We start from the raw sequence: 20,205 nt of genomic DNA, 5'->3' as shown, positions 1-20,205 counted from the left end.
TCGTCCGTTCAGAATAAACGTCCAACATGGTTAGCGAAAAGTAAACAAGCGAGCTCTAACATCACCATCTGGATTCTTTTCGAACGCTGTTCAGACAGCTCAACCGTATGATGCAAAAATTAATTTAGTAACAACTTAAATGCTCTCATTACGTCTGTTACCGCTGTCGCGAAAAGCCCGCGGGGAACTATGCCGCATGGCCCGCGTTGCCTCGATGTCTCAGGTAGGAAAAGGAGAAATCCCATGCGCAAGACCATGCTGGCTGCGGCCGCCATGCTGACCATCAGCTCTGCCGCCTTCGCGCAGAGCACCGTCATCATCACAGATCCCGCACCGACCGGCTCCGTCGTATTGCCCGGCGAGGTGCGCACCTATGTGATGGAGCAAAACACACCTTCCGTAGTCTATGATGGCGATATCGCGGTCGGCGCGACGCTGCCCGATACCGTCGAAGTGCATACCGTGCCTGATGTCGACGGCTACGGCTATACCGTCGTCAATGAGCGACGCGTGATCGTCGAGCCGAAAACGCATCGCATAATCCAGGTCCTCGAATAACGCGGATAGAGAATTGCGGACGTGCGGCCGTATTCCGGCTTCACGTCCGCTCGTCTCCCACCCTCTCCGGTACATTCAGAAGTTCGCGGATCTTATGAGCGAGCTGTTCCAGGCTGAAGGGCTTGGCAAGCAGGGAAACGCCGTAATCGAGCACACCATTATGGACAATGGCGTTGCGGGTGTAGCCCGTCGTATAGAGGATCCGGATCGCCGGCCATTTTTCATGGACGATATCGGCAAGCTGGCGTCCGCTCATCTGCGGCATGACGATATCGGTGAAGATCAGGTCGACTGCCGCATTCTGCTCCAGAAGCATAAGGGCCTCCATACCGCTAGCCGCCTGCAACACGGTGTAACCGAGTTCATGCAGGCTTTCGGCAGTCATGGTGCGGACGTTCTCATCGTCCTCCACCACCAGGATCGTATCATTGACGCTGCCCTGAGGAAGCGGCTGGGCGCCGGCGACGTTCAACCGGGCATCCGCCGTGCCGACATGACGGGGGAGATAGATCTTCAACGTCGTGCCCCTGTCGATCTCTGAATAGATCTTGATGTGGCCGCCGCTCTGCTTGATGTAGCCATAGACTTGGCTGAGGCCGAGACCTGTGCCTTTGCCGGGTCCCTTGGTCGTGTAGAACGGGTCGAAGGCGCGTTCGATCACCTCCGGCGACATGCCGGTGCCGGTGTCAGTGATGCTGATCATCACATATTGACCTGCTTCAACCTCCGAATGCATGCGCGAATATCGCTCGTCGAGTTCGGTATTGGCGGTCTCGATCGTCAGATTTCCACCGCCCGGCATGGCATCGCGAGCGTTAACGGCAAGGTTCAGGATGGCATTCTCGAGCTGGCTCAAATCGGCAAAGCTCGGCCAGAGACCGCCGGCAAGCACGGTCTCGATCCGGATGTGCTCGCCGAGCGTGCGCCGCAGCAGCTCCGACATGCCGCCGACCAGCTTATTGAGGTCGATCACCTCCGGGGCGAGCGGCTGCTGGCGCGAGAAGGCGAGAAGACGCGCGGTCAGCACCGCCGCTCTCTGCGCACCATCTCTGGCGTTCTGGATGGAGTATAGTAGGCGAGGATCCTCGCTACCGGTCAGGCGCCGCTGGGCGAGATCGAGGTTGCCGATGATGATCGCCAGCATATTGTTGAAATCATGGGCGACACCGCCGGTCAGTTGGCCGATCGTTTCCATCTTCTGCAGCTGGCGGACCTGCGCCTGAGCGGCGGCATTCTCTTCCATCTCGTGCCTGAGCTCGGCAGTGCGCTGGACCACTGTCTGTTCGAGGCGCGTGTTGAAGCTGTTGAGCTCGCTGCGAAGGCGGCTCTGCCTGCCATGGGCGATGATGATCATCTCCATCAGGCCGACGATGATCACGGCATTGATGAGATAGGTGGAAAGGCCGACCCATTGGCCGGCGCTGGCCGGCCAAAAAACATTGTGCGGCTCGACGAAAAACTGCTGGACAATGAAACCGGCAACCAAGGTCGCGACAAAGCCCGGCCCGGCGCCGCCTATGAAACTCGCGAGCAATATCGCCGGAAGAAAACTCAGGAAGGGGAATCCGGAAAGAGTGTCGCTGGCGGCAAGCCTCAGAAGCAACATCAGGCCAACGAAGGCAATGGCCAGCGGATATGTATAACCCGGCCTGTGACGCAGCCAATCCGTGGCACTCAGCAAATCCATTCGACACCCCTTCTTACAGCGCCGCGCGTCTTTCGAGAGCCGCAAAGGACGCTGTAACACTTTGGATTGCTGCATAATTTTATCCATAGATCGATTCCGATTTAAGGAATTATGCAGTCGCCGTTGCGGAGACGGCATCCCAGCTTTTGCACATCGAATTTCAACCGGCAATATGCTGTTTCTCGCACTAGCGGGCACGACGTCTTGACGAGCCGTGCAAGCAGTCCACATAAACCTCCATGCCTAAAGCGTCTCGCAATCTTTCAGATTCGCTCCTTGCGCTTTAGGTCTTTGTTTTTACGCATGTCGTTATCGCAAAACCGCGGCATACTTTTGCGCGACATGCTTTAGCAAGGGGGCAATGGGTGAACCGGATCATGAAAGACATATTCATCGTCGAAGACGACGCGCTGATTGCCATGCTGCTCGAGGATATGCTCGCCGATCTGGGCTACCGGGTCTGCGCCAGCGCGCCCGACCTGGAACGGGCGCTGACAGCCGCCAGGGATACGGAGTTCGATGCTGCCATACTCGATGTCTCGCTTGCCGGGCAGAGTTCGCTGCCGGTCGCAAAGCTGCTCGACGAACGCGGCAAACCCTATCTCTACGCGACGGGATACGGTACCGCCCCTGATGGCAGCAGCCCAAGCACATTGCCCGTGCTGCAAAAACCCTTCCAACTCGGCGAACTCGAACAGGCGATGAAGCGGCTTACCGAAGCTTGACTTTCCTCTTCAGCGCACCTGGTCGAGCAGACGCTTGCATTCCAGGAGGTCGTAGAGTGCCTCCTGCAGTAGCGCCCGGTCTTCCTTGCCGACGCTCGACTTGCCGATCGAGACTTCCTGTTCGTCGTCGCCAGCGACGAAATTGAAGAACCGGCGGGTGATCGGCGGCTTGGCGCGGCCGACAATCTGGTCTTCGTCGGCCATGCCGACGCGCGGTTCCCCGGCGCCGGCATCCTGCACGCCCGAGGCAAGCGCCTCGACGCTGGCGAGATCGCCGTGGCCGACCGATATGACGAACTTGTTGCCGTTGGTCTTCAGGAGCTTCTGCACACCCTTGATCGTATAGCCGTGATCATAGAGCAAATGCCGGATGCCCTTGAGGAGGTCGACGTCCTCCGGCCGATAGTAGCGACGGCCGCCGCCGCGCTTCATCGGCTTTATCTGGGGAAAACGCGTCTCCCAGAAGCGCAGCACATGCTGCGGCAGATCAAGATCGTCTGCGACTTCGCTGATGGTGCGAAAGGCATCGGGGCTCTTGTCCAACGTCATGCTGCTACGCGACCTCGCGGCTCGATCCTACGGCGACTCATCATATTTCAACGGTTTGGCGCCGACAATTCAAGTCATGTCTCGACGTTGCGCACAAGGATGGGGAGTGCGAGAGAAAAAAACGCCGTTCCGAAAGGGGATGCCAATATCAGGGAGCCGGATTCTGCGGCTTCAGCTTGATCTTGCGAGCGACATGCGCCTTGAGGATGCGCGTCTTCAGCACGTTCGACGCCTTGAAGGTCATGACCCGGCGGGGGGAAATCGGAACCTCCTCGCCGGTCTTCGGGTTGCGGCCGATTCGTTCGTTCTTGTCGCGCACTTGGAAGGTGGCAAAGGAGGAAAGCTTGACGGTTTCACCACGCACGATGGCGTTGCAGATCTCGTCGATGACGGTTTCGACCAGTTCGGCAGATTCGGTGCGGGAAAGCCCAACCTTTCGGAAAACGGATTCCGCCAGGTCTGCTCGCGTCACTGTTTTTCCGGTCATGGTTTCCCCGCCCATACAAAATATTTTGTGAAATCGTACGAAGAGTATTTGTCTTGCGCCTTACGGTCAAGCTCTTGTTCGCCGCCAGTTTTTTAGGATTCGTGCCTACCAGCGCAGCAGAACCGCACCCCAGGTAAAGCCGCCGCCCATCGCTTCGAGCATCACCAGGTCGCCCTTCTTGATGCGGCCGTCGCCGGCAGCGGTCGCAAGTGCGAGCGGGATCGAGGCAGCCGACGTATTGCCGTGCAGGTCGACGGTGATGACCACCTTCGCGGCATCGATGTTCAGCTTCTTTGCCGAACCGTCGATGATGCGGCGATTGGCCTGGTGCGGCACCAGCCAGTCGAGATCGTCGGCGGTGGTGCCGGTCGAATCGAAAGCCGCCTGGATAACGTCGGTGATCATGCCGACGGCATATTTGAAGACCTCGCGGCCTTCCATGCGCAGCTTGCCGACAGTGCCCGTCGTCGACGGTCCGCCATCGACATAGAGCTTTTCCTTGTGTGAGCCATCGGAACGCAGATGTGCGGTCAGCACGCCGCGATCGGCAACTGTGCCCTCGCCTTCGGTCGCTTCGAGTATGATCGCGCCGGCGCCGTCGCCGAAAAGCACGCAGGTGGTGCGGTCGTTCCAGTCGAGAATGCGCGAAAAAGTTTCGGCGCCGATGACGAGAACGCGCTTGGCAAGCCCGCCGCGGATATAGGCATCCGCCGTCGTGACCGCATAGACGAAACCGGTGCAGACAGCCTGGACATCGAAGGCGAAGCCATGGCTCATACCGAGGCGGTTCTGGATGTTGACCGACGTGGCCGGAAACGTGTTGTCCGGCGTCGAGGTGGCGCAGATGACAAGATCGATATCGGCAGGCGTCAGGCCGCCATTGGCAAGGGCTGCGCGCGCGGCGGCTTCGCCGAGCGACGCCGTCGTCTCGTCATCACCGGCGACATAACGCTGGCGAATGCCAGTGCGCTGGACGATCCATTCGTCTGATGTGTCGACGATGGCCTCCATATCACGATTGGTCATCACGCGCTTCGGAAGTGCGGCTCCGAACCCGCGAACCACTGAACGGATCATCTTTGATTGAACCCCATCGCTCATGCCGCTTCCGGGCCCATCGGGGGCAGCCGCTTGGCATGATATTTCTTCAGATCGTTTTCTATTTTCTGATTGAGGCCGTTCTTGGCCATGTCGTAGCCGACTTCGATGGCGGCTGCGATGCCTTCGGCATTCGCCCCGCCATGGCTCTTGATGACGATGCCGTTCAGGCCGAGAAACACGCCGCCATTGACCTTGCTCGGATCGAGCTTCTCGCGAAGCATGTCGAAGGCGCTTTTGGCGAAGAGGTAGCCGATGCGGGCGAGCAGGGTGCGCGACATGGCGGCACGCAGATATTCGCCGATCTGCTTGGCGGTGCCTTCGGCGGTCTTGAGCGCGATATTGCCGGAAAATCCTTCGGTGACGACGACGTCGACCGTGCCCTTGCCAAGGTCGTTGCCCTCGACGAAGCCGGAATATTCGAGCGAATCGATGTTCGCCTCGCGCAACAGCCGGCCGGCCTCCTTGACCTCCTCCTGGCCCTTCATCTCCTCGACACCGACGTTGAGAAGCCCAACCGTCGGGCGTTCGACTTCGAACAGCGCGCGCGCCATGGCGCCGCCCATCAGGGCAAAATCCATCAGTTGCTGTGCGTCGGCGCCGATCGTCGCCCCGACATCGAGCACGATGCTCTCACCCTTCAGCGTCGGCCAGATCGCGGCAATCGCCGGACGCTCGATATTGGCCATGGTGCGCAAACAGAACTTCGCCATCGCCATCAGCGCGCCGGTATTGCCGGCCGAGACTGCGACATCGGCGTCACCTGTCTTCACCGCCTCGATCGAGCGCCACATGGTGGAGATGTAGCGGCCACGGCGCAGTGCCTGGCTCGGCTTCTCATCCATGGCGACGGCAAGCTCGCAGTCGTGAAAGATCGATTTTTCCTTGAGCTTCGGAAACTTGGCGAGAACCGGATCGCACTGTTCCTTGAGACCATAGAGAACGAAGGAAATATCCGGATGCCGATCCAACGCCTTGGCGGCGCCGGGGATGACAACCTGGGGACCAAAGTCGCCACCCATGAGGTCGAGAGATATTCTGATCACGCGTCCCTGATCCTTCTTTTCGCCGAGGGCGAAATTTCGGCCAAAATACCGGTTTTGGCGTCGCTTACAACTGAATTGTGTCAAATGCCAGAGGGGCTTCAGTCCTTTTTCCAGTCCTTGAGGGCTGCGAAAGCGGAGGGCTTTTTATCGTCCTCGCCGCTGTCTTCGACATGGCCGGCGAATTCGATACCCTGCTTGCGCGGATAGGGATCGATCGCCAGAGCGGCGAATTCGGCAACCACCTCGCCGGCGTCGATCGTATCGCCGACAAAGTTTTCGGGCAGATCAGGACCGTCGGGATCGAGCAGCATCTCGCCTGCGTCGTTACCGGCTTGGCGGGCAAGCTTGGAGCCCTCCGGCACGAAGATCTGCTCGAAGGTCTCGTCGATGGCGGATTCGACCGGTTCCAGCGTCACGACACAGGACTGGACGATCTTCGCCCGCACGCGGCCCTTGATGCGCACGCCGTCGCGCTTCCATCGGGCAATCTGCAGATCGGCGCTGAGATCATCGACGGAGACGACGTTCCAGGTCTCGGCAAGCGCCTTCAGTTCGCTGGCGTCGGCCTCGACATGGACCTCGACGGGGTTGGCCGAGATGTGGCCGACCTTGACTGGATAGGAGAAGGGAACATCGTCCCGATCATTCTGCATCGTTTCCTCCTTCAGATGACCGGTGGGCAGGCGACCGGCGGGAGCGTCGCCGAACCAGTGGCGATCACCTCCTCGGCAACGGCAGACAGATGCGATTCTGCGGCCGTCATCCATCCGGCGAGACCGGACATATCGGCAGGCGCCGCGGTTTCGGGGTAGATATTGCGCTGAAGGGCAAGAGCGAGGGCCTCGGCATCGCCTGTGTCCATCGCCTTCGAATAGGCTTCGAGCCGGCCGTAAAACATGCCGGCAAGCTTTTTCATGCGCTTCGGCACGCTGTTGTCGCCGATGCCGAGTTCGCGGATCGAATAGTCGATATCCTGGAAGAACGCGTCGACGATCTCCTGGGCGATTTCCTGGCCGCTGGTGGCGGAAGCACGGGTGCGGCGAAAAAACAGAATCATGGCGATCGACAGCATCTCGAAACGGCCCATGACCGTATCCGGCACATTGAGCCGCTCGTAGAGTTCCGGCATGCGCGCGGCCGCCGCCAACGCCGCATATTGCCTGTCGACGATCGCCTGATTGTTGTTTTTCTTACGGAAGAGCCCGAAGATCATTGTTTTTTCCGGAAATGCCTCATTCTTCATGCCGGCTGGCGTCTGGCCTTGTTGCATGATTTCGAAAGCTGGTTTACCGAAGCAGGCGCGAATTGCAATGCCGATCATGGCCTGTTTCGGGACGACTCCTTCGATGCGTCAGCGAAGCGAATTCGGGATATTCGACCCGGAATGGCCACAATGGTTTTGCAGGAGGAAAGCGTGCAAGGCCCCAAATGGCTGCTATCGACACTCACAGGGAGTAAATGTCGTTGAAGAAACGGTATTTCAAGTCTGACATGAAATTCTTCAGCAGTGCGGCCATTGCCTTCATAATTGCCTCCACTACCGCTCTCTCCGGTTGCCAGACCAGCACCGTGCTCAACGGCGGCTACGTCGCCGACCAGCAGTCGTTGAACCTCGTTCCGGAAGGCTCCAGCCGCGAGCAGGTGCTGCTTTCGCTCGGCACCCCGTCGACGACGGCGACCTTCGACGGCGAAGTCTTCTATTACATCTCGCAGCGGCGCACGCGTGCGGTGGCCTTCCAGAAACTGAAGGTCGTCGATCAGAGCGTTCTGGCGATCTATTTCGACAAGGACGGCGTCGTCAGCCGCCGCGCCAACTATACGCTGCAGGACGGCAAGGTGTTCGACACGATCGGACGCGTCACGCCGACCGGCGGCAAGGAACTCACCTTCCTGCAACAAATGCTTTCCGGCGGCAGCGCCGCGAGTGCTGCCCGCAGCCTGTTCGGCGGTGGCGCCGGCGGCACGCCGCAGAACCCGAGCAGCCTACGCTGATCGGACATGCCTCATACGAAAAACCCGCCGGATCGCTTGCTCCGGCGGGTTTTTTAATAGTCGCTGGCCTGGCATGAGTGACCACGCCAAGCCGGCGGCGTTGTTTATCCGGCGAGAACGGCGAGCAGCAGAAGTGCCACGATGTTGGTGATCTTGATCGCCGGGTTGACGGCGGGGCCGGCGGTATCCTTGTAGGGATCGCCGACGGTATCGCCGGTGACGGAGGCCTTGTGCGCATCCGAACCCTTCATGTGACGCACGCCGTCCTTGTCGACGAAACCGTCTTCGAAGCTCTTCTTGGCATTGTCCCAGGCTCCCCCGCCCGATGTCATCGAGATGGCGACAAAAAGGCCGTTGATGATGACGCCGAGCAGCGATGCGCCGAGGGCGGCAAAGGCGGAGGCCTTGGAACCGGAGATGAGAAGCACGCCGAAATAGACGACGATCGGCGCCAGCACCGGCAGCAGCGACGGCACGATCATCTCGCGGATGGCGGCCTTGGTCAGTAGGTCGACCGCCCTGCCGTAATCCGGCTTTTCCGTTCCCTGCATGATGCCGGGCTTTTCCTTGAACTGACGACGCACTTCCTCGACGATCGCGCCGGCCGCACGGCCGACGGCGGTCATGGCAATACCGCCGAAGAGGTAGGGAATGAGACCTCCGAAGATCAATCCGGCCACCACGTAAGGGTTGGAAAGATCGAAGGAAATTTCGCCGATGCCGGCAAAATAAGGGAACTTGTCGCCATTCGCCGCAAAATATTTGAGGTCGTAGGAGTAGGCTGCGAAGAGAACCAGGGCGCCGAGACCGGCAGAACCGATGGCGTAGCCCTTGGTGACGGCCTTGGTCGTATTGCCGACGGCATCGAGCGCATCGGTGGATTTGCGCACCTCCGGCGGCAGATGCGACATTTCGGCGATACCGCCGGCGTTGTCCGTCACAGGCCCGAACGCGTCGAGCGCGACGATCATTCCGGCGATGCCGAGCATGGCCGTAACCGCAATGCCGGTGCCGAACAGGCCGCCGAGCTGGTAGGTGGCGAGAATGCCGCCAACGATGACGATCGCCGGCAGTGCCGTCGATTCCAGCGAGACGGCCAGGCCCTGGATGACGTTGGTGCCGTGACCGGTGACCGAGGCCTGGGCGATCGAGACGACCGGGCGCTTGCCCGTGCCGGTATAATATTCAGTGATCACGACGATCAGCGCGGTGACGACGAGGCCGATGATGCCGCAGAAGAAGAGGTTCGCGCCTGATATGTCGGCGCCGCCGACGGAGCCGATCGATCCCCAGCCGATGGTGAGCGAGGTGGCAGCGCCAAGACCGACGATCGACAGCAGGCCGGTGACGATGAGGCCCTTGTAGAGAGCGCCCATGATCGAGCCATTCGAGCCGAGCTTGACGAAGAAGGTGCCGATGATCGAGGTGATGATGCAGGCGCCGCAGATCGCCAGCGGATAGACCATCGCAGACTGGAGGATCGGCGCGCCGGCAAAGAAGATCGCGGCGAGAACCATGGTAGCGACGACCGAGACCGCATAGGTCTCGAAAAGGTCGGCAGCCATGCCGGCGCAGTCGCCGACATTGTCACCGACGTTATCGGCGATCGTTGCCGGGTTGCGCGGATCGTCTTCGGGAATGCCGGCTTCCACTTTGCCGACGAGATCGCCGCCGACATCGGCGCCCTTGGTGAAGATGCCACCGCCGAGACGGGCGAAGATCGAGATCAGCGACGCGCCGAAGCCGAGCGCCACCAGCGCATCGATGACTTCGCGCGAGCCGCTCTCATGGCCGAGCCCGATGGTCAGGACCGTATAGTAGATGGAGACGCCGAGCAGCGCCAGGCCCGCCACCAGCATGCCGGTGATCGCACCCGACTTGAAGGCGATGTCGAGGCCGGCGGAAAGGCTCACGGAAGCCGCCTGAGCGGTGCGCACATTGGCGCGGACGGAGACGTGCATGCCGATGAAACCGGCAGCACCTGATAGTACGGCGCCGATCAGGAAGCCGATCGCGGCCTCACCGGAAAGGAGCAGCCAGGCTAAAATGAAAACAACAACGCCGACAATGGCAATGGTTCTGTACTGGCGCGTCAGATAGGCTTGCGCACCTTCGCGAATATAGCCCGCGATCTCCTGCATGCGGCTATTGCCCTGATCGGCGGCAAGCACCGACCGGGTTGCCCAGGCGGCATAGACCACCGAGAGCAGACCGCATGCGATTACGCATAAAAGAATCGTCATTTCGCTCTTTCCTCCCAAAGGCCGGAGCTCACTCCTTCTCCGGCAAAAACGCCGCCGAATCGCCTTCCTCTCCACAGAAACGCCACAGCTAAGCGGTGCGGAGATTGCGTGGTCGATCACGTGGCGTCAAGACCGCAAATGGGGGAAAACTATTGCGGTGCGAAGAAAGAGACGGGAGGCTGTTTGGCGGCGAAAGACCTACTTCTTCGCCTCGCCGCGGACCTGCTTTGCGATGCGGTCGAGCACGGCGTTGACGAGCTTCGGCTCGTCGTCATCAAAGAAGGCCTGGGCAATCTCGACATATTCGGTGACGATGACCGCCACCGGGACGTCCTTGCGGTCGGTGATCTCGAAAACGCCGGCGCGCAGGATGGCGCGCACGGTGCTGTCGAGGCGCGACAAGGCCCAATCATCCTGCAGGGCTGCGGCAATCAACGGATCGAGACGGACCTGATCGCGCACGACGCCGGAAACGATGGAACGGAACCAGGCGGCATCGGCCTTCAGATAGGTCGCGCCGTCCAGTTCTTGACCAAGACGGTGCGCCTCGTATTCGGCGACGATTTCCAGAACGCCCGTGCCGCCGACATCCATCTGATACAGTGCCTGAACGGCAGCAAGACGGGCAGCGCCCCGCTGGTTTGCAGTCTTGACCGGCCGTTCCGTCTTGTCGTCGTTCATTCGTTATGCACCCAGTTTCTGCTTCAGCTCGATCATGGTCAGAGCTGCACGAGCGGCAAATCCGCCCTTGTCCTTGTCCGAGCGGCGCGCGCGCGCCCATGCCTGTTCGTCGTTTTCGACGGTCAGGATGCCATTGCCGATGGCAAGGGACTCGCTGACCGCGAGATCCATCAAGGCGCGGGAGGATTCGTTCGACACGATATCGAAGTGATAGGTCTCACCGCGAATGACCATGCCGAGGGCGACATAGCCGTCATAATGCGTTCCGCCATTGTCGTCTCCATCGAGCGACATGGCAATCGCCGCCGGAATTTCCAGTGCGCCGGGAACGGTGACGACCTCGAAAGTGGCGCCGGCCTCTGTCAATGCAAAGGTCGCGCCTTCGAGCAGGGCGTCGGCCATGTCGTCGTAGAAGCGGGCCTCAACGATCAAAATATGGGGAGCGGTCTCTCTCGGCATGGTTCACCTTCGGTTGGCGGGACATTTACCCACTCGGCAGCCCGCGGTCAAAACATGCCTTCGTCCGAATGGCAAGCAATTTCGCCCGATGCCGCAACGGGAAAGAGGAAATATCTGCAAGGGGATAGCGGCGCCCTGTATGCACCGCTGAGCAAGCCTCTCAAATCGGCTTTCCCGGTCGCCTGGAAAGCGGCAATTCGAAGGCAGTTTTCATGAACAATTCTTAATGGATTTTCAGTGGCTTAACCCATTGAATCGCGAAAGGGAGAACGCCAATTCCCTGTCGTAACGCCGACGATCCCCTGCACGACAGCCGACCGTCACAGCAGATGAAAGGATACCATCATGAACCGCGTTGTCACACTCACCATTGCAGCAGCCCTCTCCTCCATGGCATTTGCCGGCGTCAGCCGGGCCGACAGCCTTGAGATGAACACCCCTCACGGCATCGAGCAGACGCTGAGGACCTTCCAAGGCAATGATTTCAATGTCCAGGAGGTTTACAACTGGCACAACTTCGACGACGAGACGAGCGGCCCACACTCCGCACCGCAACGCTCCGGCGATGCTATCCGCGGCATCCAGGCGTCGATCGACGCCAACAAGTCGCTGGCCCACCGTCTCAACAATGAGGGTGTCAATATTCGCAATGTCGTCAATGCCGAGCAGGCGGCCGACGGAAGCGTGACCTTCTACGTTCGCTGACGGTTCCAGCGTTAGCGCGTCCTCATAGACACGCAACGCTCCAAGCGTGGGCGGCGGTCTCCTCTCCGCCCATGCTGGGGATTTTCCAGATAAAATCCAGATAAAACGTTGAATTTTCCGGCGCGATGATGGTTTCTCTTCCTACAACAGGAGGACACCATGGCGACGGAACCGAAAGCGGTGATCAACACCACCGATCTCAAGCTCGACCACTGGAAACAGGGCGAGTTGTACGAAAGCACCGACACCTCGTTCGGCGCGCTTCTTGGCCTTGTCGGCCTCGGCATCAGCTATAACGAGGTGCCATCGGGCAAATCGAGCTGTCCCTTCCACAATCACCATGTCGAAGACGAGCTTTTCTACGTCATCGCCGGCGCCGGCGAATATCGCTTCGGCGACGAACGCCATCCGATCAAGGCGGGCGACGTGCTCGGCGCGCCGGCGGGCGGACCGGAAACGGCGCACCAGATCATCAACACTGGCACGGCCACACTCGTCTATCTCGGCATCTCGACGATGGCGAAGACCGAGATCGTCGAATATCCCGATTCCGGCAAGTTCCTTGCCAAGACGAATAGAGACGGTACAGAAGCTAGGCGCTTCCGCCACATCGGACGGCCGGAAGGCGATCTCGACTATTGGGACGGCGAGCCCGGCGCCTGAGAGTGCGATTTCCATAAGGACCCATCGTGACCGACATTCCGACCCTCGAAACGGCGCGGCTGACGCTTCGCCCTCACCGCCTTGACGATTTCGACGCGCATGCAGCGCTGTGGGCGGACGAGGACGTCGTGCGCTTCATCACCGGCCTGCCATCGACGCGCGAGCAGAGCTGGAGCCGCATGCTGCGCGTTGCCGGCATGTGGCACCATATGGGCTTCGGCTTTCTGGCGATCGTCGAAAAGGAGAGCAGCCGGTTCATCGGCGAAGCGGGCTTCCTGGAAGCCCGCCGCGAGATGGAACCCTCGATCGAGGGGACGATGGAGGTCGGCTGGGCGTTGATGCCTTCGGCGCACGGCCGCGGTTATGCCACCGAGGCGCTGGCCGTCCTGATCGGCTGGGCGGAAACGCACTTCCCGGGAAAACCGATGAGCTGCATCATCAGCCCCGAGAACCAGGCCTCGCTGCGGGTCGCAGCCAAGCTTGGCTTCCGCGAGACGGCGCGCACGCAGTACAATGGGGAGATCATTCAGTTTTCGAGGTAAGACGCCGCGCGTCCAACGGGACGGCTGTCACTTATGCGCTCGGGAATTCGGCCAGCCGGGCGGCGTAACGCGCCATGGTGTCGACTTCGAAATTGACGAAATCGCCGGCCTTGCGATCGCCCCAGGTGGTGACCTCGAGCGTGTGGCGGATGAGCAGCACATCGAAATCCGTGCCGTCGACCGCATTGACCGTCAGCGAGGTGCCGTCGAGTGCAATCGAACCCTTGGGGGCGACGAATTTCGCCAGATGTTCGGGCGCGCGCAGGCGGTAGCGCGTGGCGTCGCCCTCTGCCGTCACAGAGAGAATTTCCGCCTTGCCGTCGACATGGCCGGAAACGATGTGGCCGCCGAGTTCATCACCGATCTTCAGCGACCGTTCGAGATTAATGCGGCTGCCCTCCTGCCAGGCGCCGATCGTCGTCAGCCGCAGCGCCTCTTCCCAGGCCTCGACCTCGAACCAGCGGCCGTTGCTGCCTTCCTGCGGCAGGCCGGTGACGGTGAGGCAGATGCCGGAGTGAGAGATGGATGCGCCCATATCGATGGTCGCCGGGTCGTAACTCGTCGCAACGCGGAGCTTGATGCCCTCCTTCAGCGGCGAAACGGATTCGATCGTACCGATATCGGTGACTATTCCGGTGAACATCAAAGCCCTCTTTCGTATTCGTCCAGGCGATCTTCGCCGAACATCAGCGTGCCCGTATGGGCAAAACCCGATGGTATGTCGGTTGCATCAAGCGGGGATTCAATACCGCGCTCGCCGATGACGACAGGCGCCTGATAAAGCTGGATGCGGTCGACGAGGCCAGCATCGAGAAAAAGCCGCGCCGTCTTTGCGCCACCCTCGACCAGGAGCGAGGAAATACCGCGCGTCGCGAGTGCCGGCAGCAGGACTTCCGGATGATAGGGATTGCAGTAGACGACCTCGACGCCCGCGGCTTCGAGGGCTGCGCGGCGGGAGTCCATATCTGCGGGATCTGTGGGTGGGATGCCCCCCTCTGCCCTGCCGGGCGTTCGACGCTGCGATTGATCCACTGGATCGATCGCTCCGGCTTCGCCGGCACGCGCCTCACCCCCCACAGGTGGGGAGATTAGCTGGGGGCTTGCTCCCCGCCCTACATCTGCCGTCAGGACAGAGGGGGGTAGCCCCTCCGCATCCGCCGACAAAGGCCACACCTCCTCACTCGCCACCACGATCACCGGCACTTCCCGCGCCGTCTCGACCAGCTTGCTGGTCAGCGGCAATGCCAGGGCGGGATCGAGCACGATGCGGATCGGCGACTGGGCTTCGAGAGCAGATGTCCGTACCGTCAGCAGCGGATCATCCGCAATAGCGGTACCGATACCGACGAGGATCGCATCGGTTTCGGCACGCAGCGCCTGCACCTGGGCGCGGGCGAGCGGGCCGGTGATGGCCACCTTCCCCTCCCCTTGACGGCCGATCATGCCATCGGCGGAAACGGCAAGCTTGAGAGTCACATAGGGCCGGTTCTTCGTCTGGCGGGTGAGATAGGCGGCAAGTGAGCGCCGGCCTTCCGCCTCCAGCACGCCAGCATCCACCTCTATGCCGGCTTCGCGCAGCATGGCGATGCCGCGGCCGGAGACACGCGGATCGGGATCGGTGACGCTGATGACGACGCGGGCAACGCCATAGGCGATCAGCGCCTCGGCGCAAGGCGGCGTCCTGCCGTGATGCGAGCAGGGTTCGAGCGTCACATAGGCAGTGGAGCCACGGGCGAGCGCGCCGGCTTCAGCGAGCGCCTGCGTCTCGGCATGCGGGCGGCCACCGAGCGCCGTCACCGCACGGCCGACGATGATACCCTCTCTGACGATCAGGCAGCCGACGGAGGGGTTGGTGGCGGTGCGGCCGAGATGCCAGCGCGACAGGCGGATTGCCGCCGCCATGAAACGTTCGTCATGCGGCGTGATGCTCATGGCTCACCTGTCCAGCGGGTCGCGGGCGATCTTGGCGTTGATTTCGGAAATGACCTTCTCGAAATCCTCGGCAAGCGAGAAATCCCGATAGACCGAGGCGTAGCGCACGAAGCCGACATCATCGAGGCTCTTCATGGCCTCCAGCACCTGCAGGCCGATCTGCTCGGAGGAGATCTCGGTCTCGCCGGAGCTTTCAAGCCGGCGGACGATGCCGGAGACGGCGCGCTCGATGCGATCCCGCTCGACCGGGCGTTTGCGCAGCGCCACCTCGAAGGAGCGCACCAGCTTGTCGCGGTCGAAGGGCACCTTGCGGCCGGTCTTCTTGATGACCATCAGTTCGCGCAGTTGCACACGCTCGAACGTGGTGAAGCGGCCGCCGCAATCGGGACAGATGCGCCGCCGGCGGATGGACGTGTTGTCCTCCGCCGGGCGCGAATCCTTGACCTGGGTATCTTCCGAACCGCAATAGGGGCAGCGCATCCCTACTCCTTATCCCATGTAGCCGTACATGGGGAAGCGGTCGGTGAGGCTGACCACCTTATCGCGCACGGCGGCTTCGACGGCGGCGTTGCCTTCATCGGAATTGGCGACCTTCAGGCCGTCGAGAACCTCGACGATCAGATTGCCGATCTCGCGGAATTCCGCTTCCTTGAAGCCGCGGGTCGTGCCGGCCGGCGCGCCGAGACGCACACCCGAGGTGACGAAGGGCTTTTCCGGGTCGAAGGGAATGCCGTTCTTGTTGCAGGTGACGTAGGCGCGTCCGAGGGCTGCCTCGGCGCGCTTGCCGGTGGCATTCTTCTTGCGCAGGTCGACCAGCATCAGGTGGTTGTCGGTGCCGCCGGAGACGACGTCGAGGCCACCCGATATCAGCGTTTCGGCAAGCGCCTGGGCGTTCTTCACCACCTGGGCGGCATAATCCTTGAACTCCGGCTGCAGCGCCTCTCCGAAGGCCACTGCCTTGGCGGCGATGATGTGCATCAGCGGGCCGCCCTGCAGACCCGGGAAGACGGCCGAATTGAACTTCTTCGCCAGATCCTCGTCATTGGTGAGGATGACACCGCCGCGCGGGCCGCGCAGCGACTTGTGGGTCGTCGTCGTCGCGACATGGCAATGCGGGAACGGCGACGGATGAACGCCACCGGCGACAAGGCCGGCAATGTGGGCCATGTCGACCATCAGATAGGCGCCGACGCTGTCGGCGATCTCGCGGAAGCGCTTCCAGTCCCAGATACGGGAATAGGCAGTGCCGCCGGCGATGATGAGCTTCGGCTTGGTTTCCTCAGCCTTGCGGGCGACTTCATCCATGTCGAGCAGGTTGTCGCCTTCGCGCACGCCGTAGGAGACGACGTTGAACCACTTGCCGGACATGTTGACCGGCGAACCATGCGTGAGGTGGCCGCCCGAATTCAGGTCGAGTCCCATGAAGGTATCGCCGGGCTGCAGCAGCGCCAGGAATACGGCCTGGTTCATCTGCGAACCGGAATTCGGCTGGACGTTGGCGAAATTGACGCCGAACAGCTTCTTGGCGCGCTCTATCGCCAGTTCCTCGGCGATATCGACGAACTGGCAGCCGCCGTAATAACGCTTGCCGGGATAACCCTCGGCATATTTGTTGGTCATGATGGAGCCCTGGGCTTCCAGCACGGCGCGGGAGACGATGTTCTCAGAAGCGATCAGTTCGATCTCGTGCCGTTGGCGACCGAGTTCCTTTCCGATCGCGCCGAAAATGTCTGGATCGACGTCCGCAAGCGAGCGATTGAAGAAGGATTCGGTGGAAGCATTGGTCATGGGCGGGCTCCTCAACTGGAATGCGCTGAGGTATTAGCCTTCCGCCGTGGCAAGGGCAATACGGAGAACGACATTTGCTGAGCAAAGCGCGCGCGCCCGCTCTTTTGCGGCCGTACGACGCCGATGCCTGACGCCCATACCGGGGAGCGCCTATCGGACGTAAAAAAACCGCGCCGGAAAGCGCGGTTTTCAATCACGACGCAGAGGTTGCCGCTTATTACTGGACCGGCTGTTCCATGCCGGCCGTGGTGTCGAGCGCCAGTTCCGCATTGCCGTCCATCTGATAGATGTCGTCGCGGAACTGGACGATGCCGTCGGGCATGCCCCAGGCGGAGATGTAGACGAAATAAACCGGAACCTCCGTGGCGAGCTTGATCGGCGTGTTGACGCCGGTTGCGATCACTTGCTCCATCTGCTGGCGGTTCCAGCCGGGGGTCTCGCGCAGCAGCCAGTTCGTCAGATCGCGCACGTTCTGCACGCGGACGCAGCCGGACGATTCGAAGCGCATCAGCTTGTTGAACAAGCCCTGCTGCGGCGTGTCGTGCATATACTCGCCGTTCTTGTTGTAGAAGTTGATCTTGGTCGAGGCCATGGCGTTGGTCTTGCCGGGGTCTTGGCGGAACATCAGGTTCGGCGCCTCGCCGTTCCAGTCGATGGTCTCGGGGGCGACTTCGTTGCCCTTGCCGTCGATCAGGCGGATGGCGTTCTTTTCGAGATAGGTCGGATCCTTGCGCATCAGCGGCATGATGTCCTTCTCGACGATCGAGCGCGGCGAAGTCCAGTAAGGGTTGAGGATGACCTCGTAGATCTTCGAGTTGACGAGATGCGTCGGGCGGCTCAAGCGGCCGACAACCGCGGTGTGGCGCGTTGCGACACTGCCGTCTTCAACAGCCTCCACATAGGCGGCCGGGATGTTGACCATCACGTGACGGCGGCCCAGGTCTTCCGGGAAGGTCTGTAGACGGACGACATTGGTGTTCAGCTGCTGCAGGCGGACATCGGCGGGGATGTTCATCGCCTTCAGCGTGAATTCGCCGAGAACGCCATCGGCGGGCAGGCCGTGACGCGCCTGGAAGCGCTTGACGGCGCCATCGACATAGGAATCGAAGGCGTTGGACAGGCCGGCCTCACGCGGCAGATCGCCGGTGATCGCAAGACGCTGGCGCAGCGCCTGGACGGCAGGAGAGCTGACGCCGAGCTGCAGACGCTGGTCACCGGGATTGACCTCAGGCCAGCCGCCGGCTGCGGCGATCTGCTGATACTGCATGATTGCCTGCTGGGCGCTCGCGACCGATTGGGGCCCGAGGATCGGCGTGTTGGAAACCATGGCGGTCGCCGTGCGCGAAGCCGCCTTGGCGTCGAACTGGTCGTCCCAGTTGCCGCGGCGCGGCGCATTGATCAGCGTATCGAGCGCCGATTGCGCGAATGCCGGCGCGGCAAGCGCGCTGGCACCGACCGTTGCCGCAGACGCAAGGAAGGCGCGGCGCGAGAGAGCTTCAATTCCGTTTTTCTTCGACATAGTCCCAACCACTGAATGCCGCTATAAAGAGAATCTGCGGCCTTTTGCGATATCACTGCGCTTTAACGCAGATCCCAGTCCATTCGTTGTTCCGGCGCACCGAAAGATTCCGCTTGCCCCATCACAAGATTGCGATGCGGCAGCCTGAACATCCTGATCGGTCTATTGAAAGCGCCGGTTGTTAAGCCTTCCGCTGCCACACCAATATGGCCAATTCGTGTTGCCGGGCCGGAAGACGGACTTACCGACTGCCGGAAACAGGACGCAACGAACCATATGACGGGTAAAGCGTGCCGGTTAATAACGGCTAAAAAACGGCTTGAATACACGCGAGAACGCTTGGCCTGCCCTGCGTTGCAAAGATGCCACGCGAGAGCAAACGGCAAAACCGGACGCGCAGGGACGCATCCGGTTTTGGTCAACCCTGGAAGGAGGTCAGGGGTCTCAGAGGCGATACAGGATCTGGTCGTTCCAGAAACGGTCCAGACGCTGGAGCAGTTTGTTCATCTGGGTGAACTCGTCGGTGCCGATGCCGCCGACCTTGTCGATCGAGGCGATGTGGCGTTCGTAGAGCTTGGCCACCGTTTCGGCGATGTCCTGGCCGGTTTCGGTCAGGCTGATGCGGACCGAGCGGCGGTCGATGCGCGAGCGCTGGTGGTTGATGAAGCCGAGATCGACCAGCTTCTTGACGTTGTAGGAAACGTTGGAGCCGAGATAGTAGCCACGCGAGCGCAGCTCGCCGGCGGTCAGCTCGGAATTGCCGATGTTGAAAAGGAGCAGCGCCTGGATGGCGTTGACGTCGCTGCGACCCTGACGGTCGAATTCGTCCTTGATGACGTCGAGAAGACGACGGTGCAGACGTTCAACGAGATGAAGGGATTCCATGTAAAGATCACGGATGTCGTGATCCTGCTGGTCACGGAAGGTCGATACCGCCTGCGGCTTGATTTTCGTGTTCATATTGACTGCCTCACTGTTTGTTTGGCGGTGTGTTTTCTTCCCGCCTTGAGTGAGACCCTATCGAATACATATAAAATTCGACTTAAACCGCAGGCTTAACGGAGCCTTACCGGTAACTCCACGTTGTCTCAGGGTAAATCAACACTTACCTGACGGCGATGCCGCCGCTTTTCCAGCCAAAGCAGCAGGCGAAAAATCAAGTAGACCACGGCGACGATGACATGCAGCAGGATGATCAGCTGGTTGGGGCCGAAAATATCCGGCAGCAGGCCATACATGAGGATCTGCCCGCCGGCGGCCAACACCCAGATGACCGGTCCCCAGGAGACGGTGAGCCAGAGGCCGAGGGAGGCGACGGGGAAGAGCACGGCGAGGCTGGTGCTCGCCACCTTCCACGGCAGGCTCAAAAGATCGAAGCGGCCGGCGCCGACCAGCGAATAGCCGACGAGCATCGCCCAATATTGCAGGCCGAACCAGAAGCAGGATACGGCAACCAGTCTCAGGAACAGAATGAAGAGGATATCCGCCAGTGTGCGTTTCGGTATCGTCGAGGATTCGGTTTCCATAGCGC

General features: G+C 60.9%; 23 protein-coding genes. 6 read left to right on the top strand and 17 right to left on the bottom strand.

Annotated elements, in window-relative coordinates; all coding sequences use genetic code 11:
* The first annotated feature begins 243 nt into the window (after positions 1-243).
* Positions 244-558, top strand: coding sequence for a DUF1236 domain-containing protein (locus G9X64_RS10545; protein ID WP_168309860.1), 315 nt, complete (start codon positions 244-246; stop codon positions 556-558).
* Positions 559-598: 40 nt separating this feature from the next.
* Here G9X64_RS10545 and G9X64_RS10540 read toward each other — a convergent pair whose 3' ends face one another.
* On the bottom strand, positions 599-2,245 hold the full coding sequence (locus tag G9X64_RS10540; protein WP_171376534.1) for an ATP-binding protein: 1,647 nt from the start codon (positions 2,243-2,245) through the stop codon (positions 599-601).
* 377 nt (positions 2,246-2,622) lie between these two features.
* Here G9X64_RS10540 and G9X64_RS10535 point away from each other — a divergent pair, with 377 nt between their 5' ends.
* Positions 2,623-2,970 carry a response regulator gene (locus tag G9X64_RS10535; RefSeq protein ID WP_168316297.1) on the top strand — a complete coding sequence of 116 codons (348 nt, stop codon included), beginning with the start codon at positions 2,623-2,625 and terminating at the stop codon, positions 2,968-2,970.
* A 9-nt stretch (positions 2,971-2,979) separates the two neighbouring features.
* On the opposite strand, the gene G9X64_RS10530 is transcribed toward G9X64_RS10535, so the two are convergent.
* The 6 genes from G9X64_RS10530 to G9X64_RS10505 form a co-directional block, all read right to left on the bottom strand.
* Positions 2,980-3,519: a MerR family transcriptional regulator gene (locus G9X64_RS10530; protein WP_047616421.1), complete on the bottom strand. Its 540-nt coding sequence runs from the start codon at positions 3,517-3,519 to the stop codon at positions 2,980-2,982.
* A gap of 148 nt (positions 3,520-3,667) precedes the next feature.
* The gene (locus G9X64_RS10525; protein ID WP_047616420.1) at positions 3,668-4,006 is read right to left on the bottom strand and encodes an integration host factor subunit alpha; all 339 of its coding nucleotides are present in this window, start codon (positions 4,004-4,006) and stop codon (positions 3,668-3,670) included.
* A 105-nt stretch (positions 4,007-4,111) separates the two neighbouring features.
* Positions 4,112-5,083, bottom strand: a complete 972-nt coding sequence (locus tag G9X64_RS10520) for a beta-ketoacyl-ACP synthase III (protein WP_011651317.1) — start codon at positions 5,081-5,083, stop codon at positions 4,112-4,114.
* Positions 5,084-5,103: 20 nt separating this feature from the next.
* Positions 5,104-6,150, bottom strand: coding sequence for a phosphate acyltransferase PlsX (gene plsX / locus G9X64_RS10515; RefSeq protein ID WP_130743515.1), 1,047 nt, complete (start codon positions 6,148-6,150; stop codon positions 5,104-5,106).
* A gap of 98 nt (positions 6,151-6,248) precedes the next feature.
* Entirely contained in the window at positions 6,249-6,803 is a 555-nt protein-coding gene (locus tag G9X64_RS10510; RefSeq protein ID WP_168316296.1) for a YceD family protein, read from the bottom strand.
* 11 nt (positions 6,804-6,814) lie between these two features.
* Positions 6,815-7,471, bottom strand: coding sequence for a ubiquinol-cytochrome C chaperone family protein (locus G9X64_RS10505; RefSeq protein ID WP_168316295.1), 657 nt, complete (start codon positions 7,469-7,471; stop codon positions 6,815-6,817).
* A 137-nt stretch (positions 7,472-7,608) separates the two neighbouring features.
* Here G9X64_RS10505 and G9X64_RS10500 point away from each other — a divergent pair, with 137 nt between their 5' ends.
* Entirely contained in the window at positions 7,609-8,142 is a 534-nt protein-coding gene (locus G9X64_RS10500; RefSeq protein WP_168309853.1) for an outer membrane protein assembly factor BamE, read from the top strand.
* Between the two features lie 104 nt (positions 8,143-8,246).
* Here the strand turns inward: G9X64_RS10500 and G9X64_RS10495 are convergent, their stop codons facing one another.
* The 3 genes from G9X64_RS10495 to ribH all read right to left on the bottom strand — a co-directional run bounded on the left by G9X64_RS10495 (position 8,247) and on the right by ribH (position 11,525).
* Entirely contained in the window at positions 8,247-10,385 is a 2,139-nt protein-coding gene (locus tag G9X64_RS10495; RefSeq protein ID WP_131664262.1) for a sodium-translocating pyrophosphatase, read from the bottom strand.
* Between the two features lie 198 nt (positions 10,386-10,583).
* Positions 10,584-11,066 carry a transcription antitermination factor NusB gene (gene nusB / locus G9X64_RS10490; RefSeq protein WP_018241520.1) on the bottom strand — a complete coding sequence of 161 codons (483 nt, stop codon included), beginning with the start codon at positions 11,064-11,066 and terminating at the stop codon, positions 10,584-10,586.
* A 3-nt stretch (positions 11,067-11,069) separates the two neighbouring features.
* Positions 11,070-11,525 carry a 6,7-dimethyl-8-ribityllumazine synthase gene (ribH, locus tag G9X64_RS10485; protein ID WP_003558337.1) on the bottom strand — a complete coding sequence of 152 codons (456 nt, stop codon included), beginning with the start codon at positions 11,523-11,525 and terminating at the stop codon, positions 11,070-11,072.
* Between the two features lie 345 nt (positions 11,526-11,870).
* Here ribH and G9X64_RS10480 point away from each other — a divergent pair, with 345 nt between their 5' ends.
* The 3 genes from G9X64_RS10480 to G9X64_RS10470 all read left to right on the top strand — a co-directional run bounded on the left by G9X64_RS10480 (position 11,871) and on the right by G9X64_RS10470 (position 13,435).
* Positions 11,871-12,230, top strand: coding sequence for a hypothetical protein (locus G9X64_RS10480; protein ID WP_168309852.1), 360 nt, complete (start codon positions 11,871-11,873; stop codon positions 12,228-12,230).
* Between the two features lie 159 nt (positions 12,231-12,389).
* Positions 12,390-12,893, top strand: a complete 504-nt coding sequence (locus G9X64_RS10475; protein ID WP_171376533.1) for a cupin domain-containing protein — start codon at positions 12,390-12,392, stop codon at positions 12,891-12,893.
* Positions 12,894-12,919: 26 nt separating this feature from the next.
* Entirely contained in the window at positions 12,920-13,435 is a 516-nt protein-coding gene (locus G9X64_RS10470) for a GNAT family N-acetyltransferase (RefSeq protein ID WP_168316293.1), read from the top strand.
* 31 nt (positions 13,436-13,466) lie between these two features.
* Here G9X64_RS10470 and G9X64_RS10465 read toward each other — a convergent pair whose 3' ends face one another.
* From G9X64_RS10465 to G9X64_RS10435, 7 genes are all read right to left on the bottom strand, one after another.
* Positions 13,467-14,078 carry a riboflavin synthase gene (locus G9X64_RS10465; protein WP_168309849.1) on the bottom strand — a complete coding sequence of 204 codons (612 nt, stop codon included), beginning with the start codon at positions 14,076-14,078 and terminating at the stop codon, positions 13,467-13,469.
* Positions 14,078-15,367 carry a bifunctional diaminohydroxyphosphoribosylaminopyrimidine deaminase/5-amino-6-(5-phosphoribosylamino)uracil reductase RibD gene (ribD, locus tag G9X64_RS10460; protein ID WP_171376532.1) on the bottom strand — a complete coding sequence of 430 codons (1,290 nt, stop codon included), beginning with the start codon at positions 15,365-15,367 and terminating at the stop codon, positions 14,078-14,080. The genes G9X64_RS10465 and ribD overlap by 1 nt, the downstream gene beginning before the upstream one ends.
* A gap of 3 nt (positions 15,368-15,370) precedes the next feature.
* Positions 15,371-15,847, bottom strand: coding sequence for a transcriptional regulator NrdR (gene nrdR, locus G9X64_RS10455; RefSeq protein WP_003547190.1), 477 nt, complete (start codon positions 15,845-15,847; stop codon positions 15,371-15,373).
* 9 nt (positions 15,848-15,856) lie between these two features.
* A complete protein-coding gene (glyA, locus tag G9X64_RS10450) occupies positions 15,857-17,155 on the bottom strand; it encodes a serine hydroxymethyltransferase (RefSeq protein ID WP_168316291.1) in 1,299 nt (432 codons plus the stop codon).
* Between the two features lie 217 nt (positions 17,156-17,372).
* Positions 17,373-18,674 (bottom strand): L,D-transpeptidase family protein, encoded by a 1,302-nt coding sequence (locus tag G9X64_RS10445; RefSeq protein ID WP_168309846.1) that lies wholly within the window; start codon positions 18,672-18,674, stop codon positions 17,373-17,375.
* Between the two features lie 444 nt (positions 18,675-19,118).
* Positions 19,119-19,634: a transcriptional regulator LdtR gene (gene ldtR / locus G9X64_RS10440; RefSeq protein WP_003547156.1), complete on the bottom strand. Its 516-nt coding sequence runs from the start codon at positions 19,632-19,634 to the stop codon at positions 19,119-19,121.
* A gap of 128 nt (positions 19,635-19,762) precedes the next feature.
* Positions 19,763-20,200 (bottom strand): DUF6163 family protein, encoded by a 438-nt coding sequence (locus G9X64_RS10435; protein WP_130694244.1) that lies wholly within the window; start codon positions 20,198-20,200, stop codon positions 19,763-19,765.
* Between the last annotated feature and the right edge of the window lie 5 nt (positions 20,201-20,205).

The organism is Rhizobium sophorae, from assembly GCF_013087515.1.
Classification (GTDB): Bacteria; Pseudomonadota; Alphaproteobacteria; order Rhizobiales; family Rhizobiaceae; genus Rhizobium; species Rhizobium sophorae.
Note: the sequence above shows the minus strand (reverse complement) of the source record. Positions and strands in the feature narration are given on the sequence as shown.